General features: G+C 61.0%; 19 protein-coding genes and 1 other RNA gene. 14 read left to right on the top strand and 6 right to left on the bottom strand.

What is annotated here, in order from left to right:
• Window positions 1–19: 19 nt before the first annotated feature.
• Window positions 20–2,254 carry a 4Fe-4S binding protein gene (locus AC2YI2_RS07050; RefSeq protein WP_487385725.1) on the bottom strand — a complete coding sequence of 745 codons (2,235 nt, stop codon included), beginning with the start codon at window positions 2,252–2,254 and terminating at the stop codon, window positions 20–22.
• Window positions 2,255–2,399: 145 nt separating this feature from the next.
• Here AC2YI2_RS07050 and AC2YI2_RS07045 point away from each other — a divergent pair, with 145 nt between their 5' ends.
• Both AC2YI2_RS07045 and AC2YI2_RS07040 read left to right on the top strand, forming a co-directional pair.
• Window positions 2,400–3,260 carry a ferritin-like domain-containing protein gene (locus AC2YI2_RS07045; protein ID WP_487385724.1) on the top strand — a complete coding sequence of 287 codons (861 nt, stop codon included), beginning with the start codon at window positions 2,400–2,402 and terminating at the stop codon, window positions 3,258–3,260.
• A gap of 169 nt (window positions 3,261–3,429) precedes the next feature.
• Complete coding sequence (locus AC2YI2_RS07040; protein ID WP_487385723.1) at window positions 3,430–4,470, top strand: GGDEF domain-containing protein; 1,041 nt, start codon at window positions 3,430–3,432, stop codon at window positions 4,468–4,470.
• Between the two features lie 135 nt (window positions 4,471–4,605).
• On the opposite strand, the gene AC2YI2_RS07035 is transcribed toward AC2YI2_RS07040, so the two are convergent.
• Both AC2YI2_RS07035 and AC2YI2_RS07030 read right to left on the bottom strand, forming a co-directional pair.
• Entirely contained in the window at window positions 4,606–6,225 is a 1,620-nt protein-coding gene (locus tag AC2YI2_RS07035) for a copper resistance CopC/CopD family protein (RefSeq protein WP_487385870.1), read from the bottom strand.
• Between the two features lie 19 nt (window positions 6,226–6,244).
• Complete coding sequence (locus tag AC2YI2_RS07030; protein ID WP_487385722.1) at window positions 6,245–6,769, bottom strand: YcnI family copper-binding membrane protein; 525 nt, start codon at window positions 6,767–6,769, stop codon at window positions 6,245–6,247.
• A gap of 335 nt (window positions 6,770–7,104) precedes the next feature.
• Between AC2YI2_RS07030 and AC2YI2_RS07025 the strand changes: the two genes are divergently transcribed.
• The 6 genes from AC2YI2_RS07025 to AC2YI2_RS07000 all read left to right on the top strand — a co-directional run bounded on the left by AC2YI2_RS07025 (window position 7,105) and on the right by AC2YI2_RS07000 (window position 11,425).
• Window positions 7,105–7,245, top strand: coding sequence for a hypothetical protein (locus AC2YI2_RS07025; protein ID WP_487385721.1), 141 nt, complete (start codon window positions 7,105–7,107; stop codon window positions 7,243–7,245).
• A 277-nt stretch (window positions 7,246–7,522) separates the two neighbouring features.
• A complete protein-coding gene (locus AC2YI2_RS07020) occupies window positions 7,523–7,969 on the top strand; it encodes a pseudoazurin (RefSeq protein ID WP_487385720.1) in 447 nt (148 codons plus the stop codon).
• 160 nt (window positions 7,970–8,129) lie between these two features.
• Window positions 8,130–9,644 carry a PAS domain S-box protein gene (locus AC2YI2_RS07015; RefSeq protein WP_487385719.1) on the top strand — a complete coding sequence of 505 codons (1,515 nt, stop codon included), beginning with the start codon at window positions 8,130–8,132 and terminating at the stop codon, window positions 9,642–9,644.
• Window positions 9,631–10,269 (top strand): response regulator FixJ, encoded by a 639-nt coding sequence (gene fixJ, locus AC2YI2_RS07010; RefSeq protein ID WP_487385718.1) that lies wholly within the window; start codon window positions 9,631–9,633, stop codon window positions 10,267–10,269. The genes AC2YI2_RS07015 and fixJ overlap by 14 nt, the downstream gene beginning before the upstream one ends.
• An 81-nt stretch (window positions 10,270–10,350) precedes the next feature.
• Entirely contained in the window at window positions 10,351–10,698 is a 348-nt protein-coding gene (locus AC2YI2_RS07005; protein ID WP_487385717.1) for a response regulator, read from the top strand.
• Window positions 10,699–10,780: 82 nt separating this feature from the next.
• Window positions 10,781–11,425 (top strand): helix-turn-helix domain-containing protein, encoded by a 645-nt coding sequence (locus AC2YI2_RS07000; RefSeq protein WP_487385716.1) that lies wholly within the window; start codon window positions 10,781–10,783, stop codon window positions 11,423–11,425.
• Between the two features lie 64 nt (window positions 11,426–11,489).
• Here AC2YI2_RS07000 and thyA read toward each other — a convergent pair whose 3' ends face one another.
• A complete protein-coding gene (gene thyA, locus AC2YI2_RS06995; protein ID WP_487385715.1) occupies window positions 11,490–12,398 on the bottom strand; it encodes a thymidylate synthase in 909 nt (302 codons plus the stop codon).
• A gap of 248 nt (window positions 12,399–12,646) precedes the next feature.
• Here thyA and ssrA point away from each other — a divergent pair.
• The 3 genes from ssrA to AC2YI2_RS06980 all read left to right on the top strand — a co-directional run bounded on the left by ssrA (window position 12,647) and on the right by AC2YI2_RS06980 (window position 13,838).
• Window positions 12,647–13,002: a transfer-messenger RNA gene (ssrA, locus tag AC2YI2_RS06990) on the top strand.
• Between the two features lie 126 nt (window positions 13,003–13,128).
• Complete coding sequence (locus AC2YI2_RS06985) at window positions 13,129–13,641, top strand: SspB family protein (RefSeq protein WP_487385714.1); 513 nt, start codon at window positions 13,129–13,131, stop codon at window positions 13,639–13,641.
• 8 nt (window positions 13,642–13,649) lie between these two features.
• Window positions 13,650–13,838, top strand: coding sequence for a DUF4169 family protein (locus AC2YI2_RS06980; RefSeq protein ID WP_487385713.1), 189 nt, complete (start codon window positions 13,650–13,652; stop codon window positions 13,836–13,838).
• Between the two features lie 109 nt (window positions 13,839–13,947).
• Here AC2YI2_RS06980 and AC2YI2_RS06975 read toward each other — a convergent pair whose 3' ends face one another.
• Entirely contained in the window at window positions 13,948–14,451 is a 504-nt protein-coding gene (locus AC2YI2_RS06975) for a thioesterase family protein (RefSeq protein ID WP_487385712.1), read from the bottom strand.
• 107 nt (window positions 14,452–14,558) lie between these two features.
• Here AC2YI2_RS06975 and AC2YI2_RS06970 point away from each other — a divergent pair, with 107 nt between their 5' ends.
• The 3 genes from AC2YI2_RS06970 to AC2YI2_RS06960 all read left to right on the top strand — a co-directional run bounded on the left by AC2YI2_RS06970 (window position 14,559) and on the right by AC2YI2_RS06960 (window position 20,344).
• On the top strand, window positions 14,559–15,971 hold the full coding sequence (locus tag AC2YI2_RS06970; protein WP_487385711.1) for an FAD-binding oxidoreductase: 1,413 nt from the start codon (window positions 14,559–14,561) through the stop codon (window positions 15,969–15,971).
• Between the two features lie 75 nt (window positions 15,972–16,046).
• On the top strand, window positions 16,047–19,727 hold the full coding sequence (locus tag AC2YI2_RS06965; RefSeq protein ID WP_487385710.1) for an AsmA family protein: 3,681 nt from the start codon (window positions 16,047–16,049) through the stop codon (window positions 19,725–19,727).
• Window positions 19,728–19,756: 29 nt separating this feature from the next.
• Window positions 19,757–20,344: a YdeI/OmpD-associated family protein gene (locus tag AC2YI2_RS06960; RefSeq protein WP_487385709.1), complete on the top strand. Its 588-nt coding sequence runs from the start codon at window positions 19,757–19,759 to the stop codon at window positions 20,342–20,344.
• Here the strand turns inward: AC2YI2_RS06960 and AC2YI2_RS06955 are convergent.
• On the bottom strand, window positions 20,341–20,559 hold the full coding sequence (locus AC2YI2_RS06955) for a ribbon-helix-helix domain-containing protein (protein ID WP_487385708.1): 219 nt from the start codon (window positions 20,557–20,559) through the stop codon (window positions 20,341–20,343). The genes AC2YI2_RS06960 and AC2YI2_RS06955 overlap by 4 nt on opposite strands.

Here is a 20,559-nt window from a genome sequence, read left to right as displayed (position 1 = left end):
CCGGATGTCTGGTGCCGGATTAGGGGTGGGTCACGGGCTCGCCGTTATGGGTGATCAGGGTCTTGGGGGGCTTTTCCCCCCGCGATTCCGGCGTCGACAGCGCCATGAATTTCTCGCGCTTCAACCGCTTCTGGATCATGTGCGGGCAGCGGTGGTCGTCGTGGTAGAGTTCCTGGCAATGCATGCAGTAGATGCACTCGTTGACGTTGATCTGGCCTTCCGGATGGATCGCCTGAACGGGGCATTCCTTCGAGCATCGCTGGCAGGGAGACCCGCAATCCGGATATCGCTTCAGCCATTCGAACATCCGGATACGTCCCGGAATGGCGAGAGCGGCTCCGAGGGGGCAGAGGTAACGGCAGTAGAACCGCTCGATGAAAAGGCTCGCCAACAGGAGGGCGACGGCGAAGATCACGAACGGCCAGTCGCGGACGAATTTTAGGACGATCGCTGTCTTGAACGGCTCAACTTCCGACAGCATTTCCGCATAGGCCATCGAATAGAAAGACATGCCGAATAGGCCGAGGAAGATGATGTATTTGATCGGCCACAAGCGTTCGTGCAGCCCCCAGGGCAACCTGATCTGGGGAACCTTCGCCCGCTTGGCGATGACGCTCAGAAGTTCCTGCAACGCGCCGAACGGGCAGAGCCAGCCGCAGAACGGTCCGCGACCCCAGAACAACAACCCGGCTGCAACCGCGGCCCAAAGGATGAATATCAGCGGAGCGGCGAGGAAGAACTCCCAGCTGAAATTGGTGACCAGGGCGCTCGTGAATGTCAGGACGTTGACCACCGAAAGCTGGGCACCCGCGTACCAGCCGAGCCATACAAGGGTGAAGACCAGGTAGCCGTTCCTCACCCATGCGAACAGCTTGGGCCGTTTGACCAGCCAGTCCTGGAAAAAGAAAATGGCGGTCAGCACGAGGAGCGCGGCGACGGTGATCGCGATCGACACCCGGTCCATGTTCCAGATGCGGATCCACAATGGCTGTTCGTCGGCGGCCGTTTCGGCGGCCGTCGGCTTGTCCGTCTTGTCTGCAGGAGCCGCAGCCTTCGTCACTGTGTAATAGCTGGCCGGGAGCGTGTAGCCGAGATTGAACGGTAGCACCGCCTTGTCACGCGCACCGGCGCTGCGTTGGATGAGCAGTTGAAGCTCCCACGGTTCTGTCACGTCGAACGTGAAGTCGGTCGGCACGACGAACAGGCCTATGTCCTTGAGATGCGGCGCATCGGCCGGGGCGAATGCCGCGATCCTCGTGTGGTTCTTGTCGCGGAACCGCACGCCCTGCTCGCTCTGCAACAGTTCGATCCGGTCGAAGATTCCGCCGCGGACATAAGCCGAACCCTTGAAAGAATAGGCGCCGTCGCCTCCGATCAGGATGGCCGATTGGCCAGGCTTCAAGTTGGCGATCAGACGCTGGTAGGAGGCTTCGCCGAGAAGGGTCTTTCCGATCGCCGGAACGCTGACAGGCGCGACATAGAGGTCGATGAATCTGTCCGCCGGGTTGGACGTTTCTGGGCGCGTTTCCGCGTCCTGGTGCTTCGCATCCGCGAAAGCCTTCGAAACTTCGCCCACGGTCAGGCGGAGACTGCGGATCGAGCCGTCGCCGATCAATGTCCCCCAATCGCTCACCTTGTCCTTCGAGAGATCGAGTTTGTGGATTTCGGGCGCCGCTTTGACGTCCGGCGCGCCGTTTTCATCCAGCCGTCCGCTTCGGATAAGTTTGACGGCGGACCGCAGGACACTGTCGCTCATGACGAGGACGGTCACGGTTGCACCGCTGACGATGTCGACCTGTGGCGGACGTTCGTCACCCGCTGCCACGCGTCCCAGGTCCTTGCCGATGATGGAGTTCAGCGCGGCGACGACTTTCGTCTGCGGTATGCCGATCAGAACGATCGGCTCGTGATGGTCGACGAGCTTGAATCCATGGATGATGCCCGAACTGTCGATGCCGACGACAATGTGAATGGGTTTTCCGGAATAACCGACGGAGGTCGTGAAGTCAGAGTTGAGATAGACATATCCGGCCAATTCCTTGCCGCGGTACACGGGTGCGATAGGCGGCTCGCCCAAAGGCTCGCCGAACCGGTCGGCTCCCTTGAAGAGCTCGGAGGGCTGGACTTTCCCGAGATATGTCGACAGCAGGCCTGCGGCTGACGCAGATGGTGCGCCGATCGACGAAATGCACAGCGTCGCCAGCACCAGCAGGCTCGCTATCCACGTCGTTGGCGTCTTCCCTAAGAATCGCATCGGACCCGCGTCTCTCTAAATTTCGTGCAACTTGGGCCTGAAAATAGTCGAGTTGGGCTGACCGTCTTTGTCTAAGAACAAGTTTCCGGCGGTTAATATCTGTCAAAAGTGACGTCGTGAAACGACAGAAGGGGAGTGTTTGAAGATGTCGGCCATGAACTCCGAACCGTGGGAATTCGCGTCTTTGGGCGAGCTGTTGGCGATGGCCCGTTCGATGGAGCAGGAGGCGATCGACGGCTACGTAGCGCTAAGCCAGCGAATGGTCGCGATGGCGCGTCCCGATCTGGCTGAGGTGTTCGATTCCCTGGTTCGGGAGGAAAAGGGCCACCTTAGCAAGGTGGATGAATGGCGAAACGCGTCAGGTCAGCTGGAGGGGTCGGTCGTCTCCCCCACGCCGGAGGGTCTGTTCGACGACGAAGGAACGGGGATCGTGGCGCCGGAATTGGTTTCTGCGTACCGGGCCTTCTCGATGGCGGTGCAGAACGAAGAGCGCGCCTTCACATTTTGGACCTACGTCTCGGCTCACGCTCGGTCGGACGAGATCAAGCAGGCGGCCGAACGCATGGCCAGGGAAGAACTCGGCCACGTGTCCACGCTCCGCCGCGAGCGGCGAAAGGCTTTCCACATCGAGAGGGCAGCAAGGGGCGATGCGAGGATTGATCTGCAATCCTTGGAAAAAGCACTCTCCATGCTCCTGGACTCCCTGGCCGCGAACGCGATCGGCGAGGTGTTGGAGACGCTGCTGAGCCATGCCCTCGCTGCACGTGCGCGAATGCAATCCTTGTCGGAAAGGCCCTTCGAACCGGGCACTCGGATTACGCCTGGAAGTGAACAGGCCAGCAATAAGGCTCTGCCCGTGGCCGAGATGCTCCTGGACTGCTATCTCGACTTGGGCGAGCATTCGAAGGGTGAACCGGACGCAAACCGAGCACGGCGTTTCGCCGCGCAACTGATAGCCTGTATCCGAACGGTTCGCGGTGTCGCCACTGTTCCGGTCGCCGACTGATACTGCAAGTGGCACGATGCCCACACCGCCAGAAAGTATTCGACAGCCCGCGCCAAAACGAGTGCGTCGACATCCGGCTGGCTCATCACTTGGTAACATATAAAGCTTAGAACATCTCGAGTAGAACTGTCGCTTAACTTGCGCTCCAGCCAGACGCCGCCCCAAAGCCATGAGCAGCACCAAGCACATCGGACATCAGGTCATCGCGATGATGGACCGATTGGGTATTTCTCCGATCACGAGGAACTACCACCTTTTCTACGTCTGCATCGCAAACTCGGACCCTCGGATCCGGCAGGCAGTACGCAACCTCGGCAGATTTCCCACACAGCATCAACTGGACCAGGTGATAGAAGAGCACTGCCCGGAGGCGGTCGATTCAAGACTGGTCCGCCGCCACGAGAACGCCGTGCTGCACGCGATCGACGACCTCGCGTCGCGGCTCCAGTCGGAGCAGTCGGAGATGAGCGGCTTCCAGAGCGCGATCGAGAGGGTGTCGACTGCCTTGGCCCGGTCGGCCGAGCAGGACAAGCTGACAACGGAACTTCTCATGAAGGTCGTAAACGCCATCGGCGACGCCGGCAATCGGCGGACGGCGTCCGGACAGCGCACGCTTCAGCGCATGGGCGAAAGCAGGAACGAGGTCGATGCTCTCAGGGACGAGCTGGTCAAGGTCAGGCGAATGGCCAACACCGACGTTCTTACCGGGCTGGCGAATCGCCGCCATTTTGACGACCGCCTCGCGGCAGCGTTCGGCAAGGCCCAGGAATTCGCTCTCATCCTGGCCGATATCGATCACTTCAAGGCAGTCAACGATACACACGGCCATGCCTTCGGCGATCACGTTCTGAAGATAGTGGCGGCGACGATCGCCAAATCGACCCGGACGGGAACCTTCGTCGCCAGAACGGGCGGAGAGGAATTCGCAGTCCTTGTATCGACTTCGAATGAACGTGAGGTTCGGGCCATCGCGGAACGTATTCGAGAGGGCGTCGAGCAGTTGATCGTCCGAAAGGGCGACGCGGAAATCCGCTTCACGGTTTCGTTGGGTGCGGCGATGTCGAAACCGATGGCAGCGGCACCTCAAATCTACGAGGCCGCCGATGCCGCCATGTACAGGTCCAAGGAGCTCGGCCGCAACCGGGTGACCATGCACGACCCGTCAATGGAGGAATCCAATTCGAACCGGTACCGCATCTACGCGGGCTGACAGGTTCGAAAACCTGTTTCGAACCTGTCAGGTAATGGCAGTGAAACAATCACGCCTAGACGGAACGATGACCGTTCGCGCGTGTCACCGCGACCGCTTGGAACAGGGAACCGCCAACGACGTGGCCATGAATGTTCACTTCTCCGCAGGCCGCAGTCTGACGCTTCCGCCCAAATCGACCTTCTCGAAATCCGAGACCAGGACTCCCAGCCTCACTTTCCATTCGCAGTCGCAGGGCGCCTGGACTTGGGCGGCGACCCAAAGCCCCGGGGACACCCGCCGAACCGCTACATCGAAGGGCGCGATGGAGCCGTCGGCCGACGACATTTTGAGTTCGACCTCGGACGGGTCCATCGGATCAAATTCACCGCTCACAAATGATACCTCGACATCGAAGCGCAGATCGGCACTCGTCTCGAACGTCACATTGGCCATCGCTGCGGCGTCGTGAAGATGGATCGACGTCGTGACAGGTGCCAATTGGGCGAGCGCACGCGGTGGTGGCGTGAAGCGCCACATGGCGGTGACCCCGAGAACAAGGATGATCAAGGCAATCTCCGCCCCCACCACCACTTTCATCAAGGCGGCCGCCGACCGGCTTCCCTGCGCCACTTGCGCAGTCAGGATGAGGCGGTTCCAAGTGCCCAAGGCCAAGGCGGTCGAAACGAGCGCCAGCTTCGCGAGGAGGACTTTGCCGTAGTCGGTATCCCACAGGGCTGACAGGGCACCGACTTGAATAAATGCCAAATACCCGCCGGCGACCAGCATCGCAGCGATCGAAAGCGGGATGGCGGACGAGAATCGCAGTAGCACTTCCCGCTGCCCCGGCCTTTCCGGCCCGAGGATCGACTGGAGGGCCGGCAACGCTCCAGCCCAGAAGCAGACGGCGATGACATGGACGGAAACAGCGCTGAACGACAGCCATCGAATTCCTGCACCCGAAGCATGCCCGGTGAGCGCAAATGCCGGGCCGAGGGCAGCCAGGGCCAGGATGGCAAGACCGGTCGCAAGTCCCGCGGCGCGTCCCGCCGCGAAGGCCAGAGAGAGCGAGACCAACACGAAGGCCGCGGACTTCGCGAGGCTGCAATTGAACGCGACGATCCAGATGTCAGAGCTGGCCAATACGGCAAGATCGCCCCCCGTTTCCTCGACGCAGAACAGGGCGACCAGTATCAATGCGCAGAGGCCGGAGACGGCGAGCATCCAGACTGTTGGCCGTCCGGGTCTTCGCCTTGCGATAACAACCGAAAAGAAGACACCGCCGATCCCGAACAGCGTCGCACAGTAAAAGACGAATTTCGCGCCCCAGGTCGCTGTGCCGATCCATCCCGCGTCCAACGTGGCGGCAGTGAAGTCGCTCGAATCCGAGCCCTCGCCCACCGAAAACACCACTGAGGCGGAGACCGTATGATCGTCTTCGGAAGCGACCCGCCAGGTGAAGGCGTAGGCTCCGTCGGCGAGCGCGCTGGGAAGTTCGGCGCTTACTTCGCCACCCGCCACGACGGTCTTCAGTTTCAGCTGTCGGCCGTCGCGACCGACAAGCGTAACGTCAACCCGCGTGACCGCCTCCGAAAAGCGCAGGGACAGGACTTTCGGAGACACGCGCAACCGCTCGCCCTGGGCGGGGATGGAGAAAACCAGCACCGCATGCGCGGCGGCAAGCGTCGGAGAAAACAGCAGGGCGATCGCGATCAGGGCGAAGAACGCTCGGCCGCGGGCAAGGCGGAGGCGGGCGACTCCCTGTCGATGGACCATCGCCCTGCGCACGTCGATTTCACTTGTCCAAGATTGTCACGACGGGAGCCGGATGCTCGTAGTCGTCGGCGACCTTGCCCTCTGCGGGAATCTCGATCCAGCGGGTCGTCGCGCCCTCGACACATTCCTGAACGACGGGAAAGGCGATCGTCTGGCCGGGCTTGAAGGTCTTCGTGATGTAGGCACGGAAAACGAACTCGTCGTACTCGTCATCACCCAGCTCTCCGCCGGACCAGGTCAGTTCCCGTACACCGCTTGTCTTCTCTTCGCCGTAATATTCGTAAGCTTTGGCGTATTCGCCCTCAGTCTTCTCGATCTTCCAACCCGGCTTCGGCATCGGTTTAACGGAGATGACACCCTCCGGGAGGCGTACCCGGATAGCGGTCGTTGCCTTGCCGTCGCAGCCATGGCCGACACGGAGGATGGCTTTGTAGCTCGATCCGACCTTGGCGGTCGGCGTCTCGAGCGTGATGTGGGCCATGGCTGGCACGGCGATGACAGTGGACAAGGCAAGGGCGGTAATGAGTGGCTTGATGAGCGACATCGCTTCGTTCCTTCGTTTGTGGCCTGCGTCTGGCAAGACACCCGGCTCGATTGGTCGTATCGCCATGCGAAACGTAGCCGATGGATAGTCGTGGTCGCCGAAGGGATGTTTGTTCTGCATCAAGGAAAGTGCAACTTTGCCGGCCACTCAACCAATCGTCGAATTGTTTGATCCATAGCAAATTGGGGCGGGAGAATTTCTGTATCTTCATATCCAGCCCTTCGTGATGGAAGGGCATGCGGGGGATGGGCTATGGCGGACGGTCCGCCCCCGCCATTCACATCCAATCGGGCATCTCGGAACGAGGCAGCCCAGTCGGAAGAGAGGTGCCTCGCATGTCAGTGCATCGGTTGCTCGCGCTCATCCCGCGCATTCTCTCGGCTATCTGGCTCAGGCACCTGGATGATGCCGGCTTTGACCCGGAAGCAATTCTCGCCGAGATCGATTCGAAGAAGCGAGACCGCATTTCCAATTGAATATTTTGGATAGTCTTGCGTTCCCATCATCATTTTCTCCCAGCAAGATATCGCGCTTTCCGCCTGGTCGATCGCTTCACCTGGACGAAGGCGAGGCAGAGCATTGTCGCCGCGCGCGCCTCATTTGCGCCCCACAACCCATCCCGGCCGAGATTGGCCGTCGCCTGAAGCATCCTGACAAATCGCGCTGATGTTTGTCTTATGTCAAAGACCGCGCAGGCCGCTCCTATAGGTTGGCCCCACGAATTTCAGACATCTTCGCTAAAGGAGCAAGAGAATGAGAATGCTGATGAAAGCCACGCTGGGGATCGCCTTCGCGCTCGCCGCGATGACGACGGCCGCCAGCGCGGCGGACTTCGAAGTCCACATGCTCAACAAGGGTAAGGGCGGCGCGATGGTGTTCGAACCCAGTCTCGTCAAGGTGGCCAAGGGTGACACCGTGACCTTCATCCCAACCGACAAGGGCCACAATGCGGAGACCGTCAAGGGCCTCCTCCCAGAAGGTGCCAAGCCCTTCAAGGGCAAGATCAACGAAACCCTCAAGGTCACGTTCGATGTCGACGGTGCCTATGTGGTCAAATGCACTCCGCATGTCGGGATGGGAATGGTGGCGCTCGTCGTCGTAGGTGACGCGCCCGCCAACATCGAAGCCATCAAGACGGCAAAGCTCCCCAAGAAAGCACGCGAACGTCTCGACGCCGACATTGCCGCTGCGGCTATGTGACGATCGGTCGAGGCAGACAGAAGCCCGCGCCCCTCCCGGCGCGGGCTTTTTCGTTTCGGTGTCTTTGTCACCGGTTCATCGCGTGACATACTCGCTTGACGCGTGATAGATACCTTCACAGGCAGCCGATCCGGAGCCTAGGGGAGCATAGTGGCACGCGATGATGTCGAGCGGTAGAAACGGTATTGCCCGAGCATTGTCGGATTTCGTGCTGCACCGGAACTGGCCTCCGGGCCATGGATATGCCTTCGCGACTTCGGCTGTCCTGATCGCCTTTCTGCTGCGTTACTTCCTCATGGGCGTGCTGGACGACCGCGCCATCTACATCCTCTTCGTGCCGCCGATCCTGCTCGCTGCAATGACCGGAGGGGCCGGTCCCGGAATGCTTGCGGTCGTGCTCTCCATCTGTTCGGCAGTCTATCTCAGATCGCTAACGCCCGGCGGAGTGCAGGTCCCCGAGCTGCTCGTTTTCCTTTTCGTGGGCGTGGCGATCGCCGCCATGGGCGAACTGCTGCGGGAGGCACGCAGGGAGACCCAGAAGGCCGAGGAAGCCCTCAACACAAGGGAGGCTCATCTCAGGTCAATCCTGGACACCGTGCTGGATGCCACCATCGTCAGCGACCAGGACGGGACCATCGTTTCCTTCAACGCCGCGGCGGAGCGGCAGTTCGGGTATTCCCAAGAGGAGGTCGTCGGGCAGAACCTCAGGATGTTGATGCCACAGCCTTATCGGAAGGAACACGACGGCTATCTCCATCGCTATCTCACGACCGGTGAAAAGCGGATCATCGGTGTCGACCGCGTGGTTGTCGGACAGCGCAAGGACGGATCGACATTTCCGATGAAGCTCGCAGTCGGCGAGATGCGGACAGGCGATCGGCGCTTCTTCACCGGGTTCATACGCGACCTCACCGAACGTGAGGAATCGGCGGCGCGCCTGCAGGAAATCCAGACGGAGCTGGCGCGCTTGGCGCGATTGAACGAAATGGGGGAAATGGCCTCCACCCTCGCCCACGAGCTGAACCAACCGCTATCCGCGATTGCCAACTACGTTCACGGCGGTGCACGCATCCTTCAGGATTGGGAAGGCGAGAAGGCGGAGCGGCTTCGCGACGCTTTGCGGGAGGCGGGCGAGCAAAGCTTGCGGGCAGGACAGATTATCAAGCATCTTCGCGAATTCGTCACCAAGGGCGAGACGGACAAATCTCCACAGAACATTCGCCAGATCGTCGAGGAGGCTGGAGCCTTGGCTCTTGTGGGATCGCGCGAAAAGGGAGTGCGGACCGTGTTCGATTTTCCGAGCGGCGCCGACCTCGTGATGGTCGACCGCATCCAGATACAGCAAGTGCTCACGAACCTCATGCGAAACGGCATCGAAGCGATGAAGGACTCGCCGAAGCGTGAACTGCACATCGGCATCAGGCGCACCAGCGAAGATGAGGTAGCCGTGACCGTCGAGGACTCCGGGCCGGGCATACCCGAGGAAATCGCCGACCAGCTTTTCAAACCATTCACGACGACCAAATCCGGCGGGATGGGCATCGGCCTCTCGATTTCAAAACGGATCGTCGAAGCCCATGGAGGCGACATGACCGTGTCCAAGAGCCAGTTGGGAGGAGCAAGTTTCAGCTTCACGCTGCCGGCGTTCAACGAGGAAAATGATGACGATCGATGATTTCACCGTGCATATTGTCGACGACGAGGACGCGGTCCGGAAGTCGCTCGCCTTCATGTTGACCATGAACGGCCTGGGGGTCCGCATACACGAGTCGGCGACCGCCTTCCTGGCGCTGGCACCGAACTTGAGGCAGGCCGTCCTGGTGACCGACCTCAGGATGCCCGACATGAGCGGGGTGGAACTGATCCGCAAACTTGCCTCGGGCGGCCTGACCATTCCGTCCATCCTCATCACGGGCCATGGCGACGTGCCCATGGCAGTGGAGGCGATGAAAGCGGGGGCGTCGGACTTCATCGAGAAGCCGTTCGACGAGACCGTGATCGTCGATGCGATCCGCCGGGCATCCGAACGGCTCGGCAACGAGGTCGCGGGAGTCGAAACGGCGGACGAGATCAGGGGCCGTCTGGAGACCCTGAGCGACCGCGAGCGTCAGGTTTTCGCACAGGTCGTCGCCGGACAGCCCAACAAGGCCATAGCCTTCAACCTCGACATCAGTCCGCGCACCGTTGAAGTCCATAGAGCGAACGTGATGACCAAAATGAAGGCAACCAGCCTCCCCGAACTGGTGCGGATGTCGCTCGCCGTCGGCTTCACCGCTCCGGAAAACCCGCGCCGGATTTGATCCAGGACAAGGCCTGTCGCCCGGTTCGTGTGAATAGATGGTACCGCGCAATAGTGCGCGATCCAGCTCACGGTTATCAGATTGCCGCTCACGCCCACCATCGTCGCCATCGCCAAGGACTCGGCCCTGCTCCGATCGCTTGCATTCGCGCTCGAAGCTCACGGTTATCGGGTGATGCCGTTCCGCACGTGGCAATCGGCCAAGGACAGCGCGCGCGGGGCGTTCTGCGTCGTCCTCGACAGTAACCTGCCCGACGCGGACAAGGTCGCCTGGCTTGCCGACCGGGAACCGGGTGTGGGAACGGTGCTTCTCGCCGATGGCGATCTCGAACTGGCCGGACGCGACCCCGGCGTGATCGTGTTGAACAAGCCGCTTGCGGGACCGGATGTATTGACCGCCCTCGCCGCATTGAAGGCCCGGGCTACGTAGAACCCCGTAGTGGTACAACCGAATTTCGGCGCCTTGCGCATTCGGGCATGTTCCCCACAACAGACAACACGGGGATAATGACATGCACGCCTCAGCCTCCATCGCTCAACGGACCTTCCAGGCACCTCCGGCACTCCTCGCCAAGTCGTTCACACGTCCCCGCCCCGTGACCCTGCACACGCCGGAAACCGAAATCTACGCGCAGGGCGATGCGCCGGGGACCCTCTACCGCATCGAGTTCGGCGCCGTCCGGATTTACCGCCTTCTGGCCGACGGCCGCAGGCAAGTCGTCGCCTTCCACATCGCAGGCGAGACGTTCGGTTTCGAGGGCGGCAAGTCCCGAAGCTTTTTTGCGGAAAGCATAGTAGCCACGGGCCTGACGACCGTCGACATCGACCGTGACGGCCGTTACTCCGCCCAGCTGATGGAACTCGCACTCAAGGAAATGGTCCGCGCCCAGGAACACCTGCTTGTCGTAGGCAAGCAATGCGCCCTGGAGAAACTCGCGGTTTTCCTGACCGATCTCGCGGATCGCCAGGGTGGTCTCGACTGCATCGACATCCCGATGACGCGTACAGACATCGGCGACTATCTCGGCATGACCATCGAAACGGTTTCGAGAAACCTCTCGAAGCTGCGCGCCGAGGGCGTGCTGCGCCTTCAGTCGAGCCGCTCCATCGAAATCCTGAAGCCCGAAAGGATCCGCCGCCTCGCTGGCATGAATTGAAAGGTCGCTCGAAGGGGCACGAAGTGCACGATATGTCAGCCGAATTCAGGCCCGTGTCGTCCCGTCAGACGGCGACATCGCCTGCGATCGCTGAATGAGGATCGTAATCAGAAACGACGAAGTCCTCTATTCGAAAGTCGTCGATGTCCGTGGCGCGTGGCGACAGGCGCAGCTTCGGAAAGGGCCTTGGCGCTCGGCTCATTTGCTCTCGAACCTGATCAAGGTGATTGAGGTAGATGTGCACGTCACCCCCGGACCAAACGAGTTCTCCAACGTCCATGCCGACAACCTGCGCGATCATCCGGACTAGGGCCGCCTGTTGGCATATGTTGAAGGGCAGCCCCAGGAAAAGATCGCAAGATCGCTGAAAAACCATAAGATTGAGCGTGGGCCGCTCGGAGAGCTTGGTCACGTAGAACTGGTAGACCATATGGCACGGCGGAAGAGCCATCTGTGACAACTCACCGACATTCCATGCGTGAAATATCAAGCGTCGGCTCGACGGATTTGATCGAAGGTCCTTGATCAGCGTCGCGATCTGATCATGCTCGACCCCATCGGCATCTTTCCATGCCCGCCACTGTTTCCCGTAAACCGGCCCAAGCTCACCCCATTGCTTGGCGAAGTCGTCATCCGCCAAAATCCTGTCCTCGAAGTCCCGTTGTGAAACCTGGTCACCGGTCTGCCGTCGATAGCTGGCAAGTGGCCAGTCGGTCCATATGCCCACGCCCTGCGACACCAGGGATCGAATGTTCGTCTCGCCGGCGAGAAACCAGAGCATTTCCCTGACCGAAAGCTTCCAATAGACGCGCTTGGTCGTGAAGATCGGAAACGTGTCATCTGACAGGTCGAAGCGCATCATCGCGCCGAGTGCGCTCAGCGTACCGACACCGGTGCGGTCAACCCGTCGATCACCGGTCGAAAGCACGCGCTCGATCAAATCAAGGTATTGATATTCAGGATGTCGGGACATGTTCAATCCAGGTAAAACGACCGATCCACCGGTCAGTGAATCGCACGGGACGAGACCGTTATCCCGCATGTTGCGGTACCGGTCCGGTCGCCGCGATCCGGGCCGTGTTCCAGAACATGCGCGGGAAGATCGAGATATTGCTTCATGAGCGGCCGCCTTTGAATCGTCGGCCCATCATAGGCGCCGGAGCATTGGCCTCAAAGTATGCCGAGTCTGTTATCCAAGCAATTCGTGACAAAGAGGCAAACCCTCTTTGCAAAGCCTGTCATAAACCCTATATAGAGCGTGCCGGCTTGCCGGCTATGGTGATAAACGGGCGGTGTAATAAACCCATTGGACCCGGGGGCGGTACCCGGCGCCTCCACCAGAAACCGTTGAAACGCAACGGCTTCTGATGGGGGCGAAATAGGATCGACAAGGGCGTAAAGATCGACTTTTTACCCGGCATTGTACCACCGTTATCGGGCTAAAATTGTAGTTGCAAACGACAACTATGCTGAAGCACGTCTCGCTGCTTAATCGCAGTGTGACACTTCAAATCAAGTCCTTGCGGGTAGCACTGTAAGGCGGGGTTCGGAGGCACCTGGCAACAGAAGCCTTCACTTTCTCCCTTTCCCATTCATGCTTCTTGACGCCTGCAGCGTGTGCCCTGACGCAGGAAAACCTTTGCCAAACAGGCATAAGATGGCATAGTTAGCCTCAACTTATCGACAAGAATACGGGAATCGACATGGGGCAGGACCATATCCGCTACGACATCTTGGCACAGGACGCGCTTCGCGGCGTCATTCGCAAGGTGCTGTCGGAAGTCGCCGCCACAGGCAGCCTTCCTGGCGACCATCATTTCTTCATAACCTTCCTGACCCAGGCGCCGGGCGTGCGGATTTCCCAGCACCTCAAGGCGAAGTATCCCGAGCAGATGACGATCGTCGTCCAGCACCAGTTCTGGGAGCTCAAGGTGTTCGACGGCTATTTCGAGATCGGCCTTTCCTTCTCGGACAGACCGGAGAAGCTGACCGTTCCCTTCGCATCGGTCCGCGGCTTCTATGATCCGTCGGTCAATTTCGAGCTCGAATTCGACGTGGCTGCCGTCGAGGAAAATGCCGGCGCCGAAGTGACCAACTATCCCGAGCCGCAGGTGTCCGAAATCCAGGTTGTCTCGGTCGAGGATCCCGACGCCGAACCGAAGCCGGCTGGCGGCGGCTCCGTCGTCTCGCTCGATTCCTTCCGCAAGAAGAACTGAGGCCGTCGATGGCCGATGTGATCAATCTCCGGCAAGCGCGCAAGCAGAAGGCGCGCAGCGAGAAAGAGCAGCAGGCCGCGGAAAATCGTGCCCAATACGGCCGCTCCAAGCATGAAAAGGCCGTGACCCGGGCGCTCAAGACGCAGGTCGAGAAGGCACTTGACCAGGGCAAGCTGGAAAAGCCGACCTCGGAATAGCTGGCAGGACGATTGCTAATAAGCCCGCTGACCCAGCGCGTTAGGCCAAAATCCCGAATCGCTTTCTTCACGCGACTTGAATCATTTTCTCAACTGAAGCGTGGACGGCTCAACGCCGCCTCACGCCCAGCGCCCGTCCGACATATTTCGTCCGTGGCAGCGAAGAGTGATAGCGCAGCATGGTCTGCACATCCGTCTGCACCGCCTCCGACATGCGCACCACTTTCGGGCCCGTCTCGCCCGTCAGATCGACATGCAGAAGGATGCTCTCCTGCGTCGCAGAGAGCCACCCGTCGGCGTGAAAAAGCTCCTGATAGACATGCAGGCTCTTGGCATCCGCGTCGAGCAACCGGAACGTCGCCCGCACTTCGGCACCTGTCTTCAGTTCCCTCACATAGGTGATATGTGCTTCGGCCGTCACCAGCGTCCTGTTCTCGGCGCGCCGATAGGCCTCGCCGAGGTTCAGTATATCGACGGCACTCTCGGCCGAGCGGTCGAAGATCAGCGTATAATAGGCGACGTTGAGATGGTCGTTATAGTCGATCCAATCAGGCAGGACCTTCATCGGCGCAGATATCACAGGCGTATCGAAAGGCTTCGGACTGGACAACATCAGCGGCATAACCTCGGGCTGGACAAGACGTCCCGAGTGGCAGATTAGTCTTCCGCAATCCAAACACAAGCACTTGAAGAAAACGCACTATCCTGGGACACAGCATCATGGGAATCACGAAGATCCGCCCCGGCCCGCGCAACGAAGATGGCCTGAAATCGGCCATATCAGTCCTACGCCAACGCTTTGGCGAACGCTTCCAGACCGGCGAGGCCATTCGCGCCCAGCACGCCCACACCACCACCTGGGTGCCGCCGCAGTTGCCAGATGGCGTGCTCTTCGTCGAAACGAAAGACGACATCCAGAACGCCGTTCGTATCGCCACCGATTATCGCGTGCCGATCATCCCCTTTGGTACCGGCTCGTCGCTCGAAGGCCAGGTCAATGCGCCCTCAGGTGGCTTTTCGCTCGATTTCTCCCGCATGAACCGGGTGCTCGAAATCAATTCGGAGGATCTCGACTGCACGGTCGAGCCGGGCATCACCCGCGAGGAACTCAACACGCATCTGCGCGATACCGGTCTCTTCTTCCCGATCGATCCAGGCGCCAATGCCTCGATCGGCGGCATGGCAGCGACACGCGCCTCCGGTACCAATGCGGTGCGCTACGGCACGATGAAGGACAATGTGCTCGCCGTGACCGCCGTCGTCGCCGATGGCGAGGAGATCCGCACGGCCCGCCGCGCGCGCAAATCCTCCGCCGGCTACGACCTCACCCGGCTCTTCGTCGGCTCGGAAGGCACGCTCGGCGTGTTGACCTCGGTCACGCTGCGCCTTCAAGGCATCCCGGAGGAGATTGCCAGCGGCTATTGCAACTTTCCGTCTGTCCGGCAGGCCTGCGAGGCCGTGATCATGACGATCCAGCTCGGCATCCCCGTCGCCCGGATCGAACTGATGAACGCCCTGCAAGTGAAGGCCTGCAATGCCTATTCCGGTCTCTCGCTTCCGGAGGCGCCATCCCTCTTCCTCGAATTCCACGGCTCGCCAGCTTCGGTGAAACTGCAATCCGAAGCTTTCGGCCAGGTCGCGCAGGAATATGGCGCCGGCGGATTTGTATCATCGGCCAACCCCGAGGAACGTGCCCGCATCTGGAAAGCCCGCCACAACGTCTATTGGTCGGCCAAGGCGCTCCGCCCCGGCGCCAATGCCATTGCCACCGATGTCTGCGTGCCCATCTCCCGCCTTGCCGAATGCGTCACGGCGACCGAAGACGACATTGCCGAACACGGCCTCGTCGCCCCGATCGTTGGCCATGCCGGTGACGGCAACTTCCATGTCTCCATGGTAATCGACGACAAGGACCCGGCCGAAATCGCTGCGGCCGAAGCCTTCATCGAACGGCTGAATGCCCGTGCGCTCGCCATGGACGGCACCTGCACGGGCGAACATGGCATCGGCCAGGGAAAGCAGGAATTCCTCGAAGCCGAGCTCGGCGGCTCGGTCGAAATCATGCGGCAGATCAAGAGGAGCCTCGATCCGCTCAACATCTTCAACCCCGGCAAGATCTTCGCGCTGGATTGATCACGCAGCACGCATTGCCGCTTGGCACCCCGGTTCAAATTTCCTAACGTGTCGCCGCAAGTAAGGGAGTGAATCGTGCTCGGGCGCATCTTCGTCGCCATCGGTGGGCTGCTCGTCGTGGCGCTCTTCGCGGCGCTTCTGGCGCCGTATTTCATTGACTGGACCGATTTCCGTCGCGATTTCGAGCTCCAGGCGAGCCGCATCATCGGCAAGAAGGTCGTGGTGCATGGCGAGGTCGACGCCCGCATTCTTCCCTTTCCATCGGTCACGCTGAACGACGTCCGCGTCGGCGAGGACGGCAGCGGTGAAGCGCTGGTCGCCGCCGAGAGCTTTTCAATGGAGACCGAGCTCGCCCCCTTCCTGTCGGGCGAGGCGCTCATCTACAACATGCGGATCGACAAGCCCAAGGTCCGACTCAAGCTGACCGAGGACGGCACCCTCGATTGGGTGCGCACCGGCACGCCGGAGATCCCTGCCTCCACTGTCGTGCTGGAAAAGGTCACCATATCAGGCGGCGATATCGAGTTCGTCGATGAACAGACCGGCCGCAACCGCCACATCACCGGCCTCGACATGGACCTTTCGGCCAAGACGCTTGCCGGCCCGTGGAAAGTGTCGGGCAAAGGCGCGCTCGATGGCCATTCCGGTAGCTTCGTCTTCTCGACCTCGCTGCCCGACAAGGGCAAGCTGCCGCTCAAGCTCCGCCTGCTGCCGGACAGTCCCGCCGCGGTCGTCGAGCTCGAAGGCGTGCTCGGCCTCGCCGACTTCCGCCCTGAATACAAGGGCACGTTCAACATCCGCGAGAAGTTCCGGAGCGAAACCGCCGCGGTCGACACCGCCGCCGACGGTACCAAATCCGCAGCCCCGCGCATTGCCGGCGCCTTCGAGCTGATGAACGACCGGCTCCGGATTCCCGAATATGAATTCAAGATGGGCGATCCGGCCGATCCCTACATCGTCACCGGCGAAGCCACGATCGATGCCGGCCGCAAGCCGGAATTCCTGGTGACCGCCACGGGCCAGCAGGTCGACATGAGCCGCTTCGGCGGCAACAGCGAGGGCACGGAAGACACGACGGTGGTGCCGCTGACGGACCGCGTCCGCGCCTTCCTCACGCTTGCCGCCGACGTGCCGATCCCCGACCTGCCGGGCCGGGCAACGATCCGCCTCCCGGCCCTGGTTGCCGGCGACACCATGATCCGCGATATCCGGCTCGAAATGTCGCCCGCCGAGGATGGCTGGCAGATCGCGGAAGCCGAAGCGCAGCTGCCCGGCCGCACCACGCTTTCCGCCAAAGGCAAGCTCACCCTGATTGGCGCGCAGGCTTTCGAAGGCGACCTCCTGCTTGCCTCCAACCAGCCCTCCGGTTTTGCCGAATGGGTCACTGGCGCCGTGCCCGATGCGATCCGCAAGCTGAAATCCGCCGGCTTCGAGGCCAAGGTCAACCTGACGCCCGAACTGCAGCGCTTCGAGAACCTCGAGATTGCCTTCGGTCCCGCCAATCTGCGTGGCCGGCTCGAACACGAGCAGATGCCTGACCAGCCGCCGGCTCTCTCGGTCGATCTCGCAGGCAACGCCTTCGACCTCGACACGTTGCTGGCCCTCGGTGGTCTGATGACGGGCGAAGCCACCACCGCCTCGCTTGCCGACCATCGCATCGCCGCCCGCCTGAAGGTCGATCAGTTCCGCGCTTTCGACCTCGACGCGACAGGCTTCGACGCCGCCTTCACGGTCTCCAATGGAGCGCTCGGTGATGTCCGCGCCTCGATCAAGGATTTTTACGGCACGACGCTCGACATCAAGGGCGGTATCGCCGACGTCACCGGCACGCCCAAGGGCGGCGCCACTGTCAAGTTGACCTCGGCCGACCCGTCCGCCTTCTTCCGCCTTCTCGCCGACCGCCTGCCGCCGCATCCTGCGCTCGCCCGGCTTGCGGCCAATTCCACATATTACACGAATACCGCACTCGATCTCGACCTCAAGCTAGGTCTCGGCGACTGGCCGGTCGAAGCAAACCTGACGGGCACCGCCAATGGCAGCCGCCTCACCGCGCGTCTTGCAAGCCAGACCACCGATCTCGTCGATCCCGACGGACTGACCTTCGATGCCAGCATCGAGAATCCGAGCGCCTGGATCCTGCTCGGCCAGGCCGGACTGTCGACGCTGGAAATCGACGCCGACCAGGATGGCCTCCTGTCGCTCAAGATCGAACAATCCGCCGATACCGACCCGCAGGTCGCACTGAGCTACTCGTCAGGCACGACGACGGTGAACATCGACGGCTCGGCCCGTCTCACGCAGGTAGGCTTCCTCGATGGCTCCTATGCCGTCACCGTGGATAGTGGCGACATCGCGCCTTACCTGATGATGACGGGCATCGCACTACCCCGCCTGACGGATGGCTTGTCGCTCAACGCCACCGCCAACGTCTATGCCACGAACCAGGGCGTCAGCATCGACAGCCTCAAAGGCAGCGCCGACAACAACAATTTCAATGGCGTATTGAGCTATCCGCGTACAGCGCCCGAGCCGCGCTTCGAGGGTGAACTCACCCTCGATGCTGTCGATCTCGGCTGGCTCGCCGATACGGTCTACGGCCCGATCGCCGAACCGCTCACCGGCCAACTGTCGCGCATCGCGGTTCCGAAGAATGCCGGTCTGCCGTTCAATGTCGATCTCGCGCTCGCCGCCAGCGACTTCCATCTCGGCGCGCTGGGCGATGTCAAACGCTTCAACGGCAAGCTCCGCTCGACGCCGGGCAAGATCGAACTCGCCAATGCCACAGGCCAGCTTGCCGATGGCAATTTCACCGGCCGCGCCGAGCTCGGCAATCTCGATGGTCATGCCTTCCTGCGTACACAGATGAAGGTCGCCGGCGCGAGCCTCGCCACCACTTTCTGGAGGCATGAAGGCAAGCCGGTGGCCGCCGCCCTTTCCAACCTCTCCTTCGCACTCGACACGACCGGCGAGAGTGCCGTCGAATTGCTCGAAAGCGCCACTGGATCGGGCACGCTCTCGCTTTCCAACCTCGCCATCGCGGGCTTCGACGGCAGCGTTTTTGCCGGGCTGCTGAAGCTCGCGGATGGCATTGAAGGCGAACTCAGCGAAGCCGTACTCAAGCCGGGTATCGAGAAGGCTATCCTGGCGGGCACGACGCGGGTCGAGAAGCTCGAAATTCCCTTCAATATCGCAGGAGGCCGCCTGCGCGCAGCCAACATAGCCGGCCAGAATGACGAGATCAGCTTCGCCGCCGACGCCGATATCGGCCTCTTGGGCGGCGATCTGGAGGGAAAGCTCACCGTCGCCTTCAAGCCCGGAGAGGAAGTTCTCGCGGGCGCTGAGCCATCTGTCAGCCTCGACTGGCAGGGGCCGCTCGCCGCACCTGATCGTACGATCGACATCACCGCGCTCAACAGCTTCCTGTCGCTCCGCCGCTTCGAGCAGGAGCGCCGCCGGGTCGAGATCATGCAGGCCAATATCGCCGAAAAGCAGCGGCTGCGCCGCGAAGCCGCGCTCTATCGCGCGCTCAATGCCGAGCGCGAGCGGATGGACCAACGCGCCCGCGACAATGAACGTCTGTTGAGGGCCGCTCAGGAAGCCCTCAAGGTCCAGGCGCAAGGCGAGGCAGAGGCCCGCAAAAAGGCTGAAGCCGAAAAACAGAAGCAGCAGCAGGATGAGGCAAAGCCCGACAACACCCAGGACGGGGATGGCGTGCAAAAACTCAATCTGTCGCCGGATGGCATCATCAATCAGTGAATGGTGACGGAAGCCTCTAGGGGTGCGGAATGACCGAAGCAAAGACGAACCCTAAAGTCGACGCCTATCTCGAGCGGGAAAAGACCTGGCGCAAGGAATTCGAGGCGCTCCGCGCCATCATCCGCGACTTCGATCTCGCGGAGGACTTCAAATGGGGTCATCCCTGCTACGCGCTCGACAAGACCAACATCGTGCTGATGCACGGCTTCAAGGAATACTGCGCGCTGCTGTTCTTCAAGGGAGCGTTGATGAAGGACCCTGGTAACATCCTCATCCAGCAGACCGAAAATGTGCAGGCGGCACGCCAGATCCGCTTCACCAGCGCCGATGAAATCAAGCGCATGGCCAATTCGCTCAAGTCCTATATCCAGGAAGCGATCGAGGTCGAGAAAGCCGGCCTGAAGGTCGAGTTCAAGAAGGAATTCGACATTCCCGAAGAGTTTCAAGCGAAGCTCAACGAACACGCCGATTTGAAGACCGCCTTCGAAGCGCTCACCCCGGGCCGGCAGCGCGCCTATCTGTTGCATTTCGCGGGCGCCAAGCAGGCCAAGACCCGCGAGGCGCGGATCGAGAAATACATCCCTCAGATCCTCGAAGGCAAAGGCATCGACGATTAGGCCGCGTGTCCGCCCTGCGCCTGCTTCAGCACGAAAACCCTCAGCGCCGAGGACAGATTGTAACTGTCCGGCCGCTGGTCATCGACCTCGACGATGAGCGAGGCCAGCGATTGGCCACGCTTGTCGGCAATGAGCTTGAGGGCAACGAAAAACTCCTCCTCCAGAGAAAAGCTCGTGCGGTGACCATGGAGCGAGACGGAATATTTCCGCACCAT

This window comes from Rhizobium sp. SRI_017, from assembly GCF_057586295.1.
The sequence above is the reverse complement of the archived record's forward strand: the minus strand, read 5'-3'. Positions and strand labels throughout refer to the sequence as shown.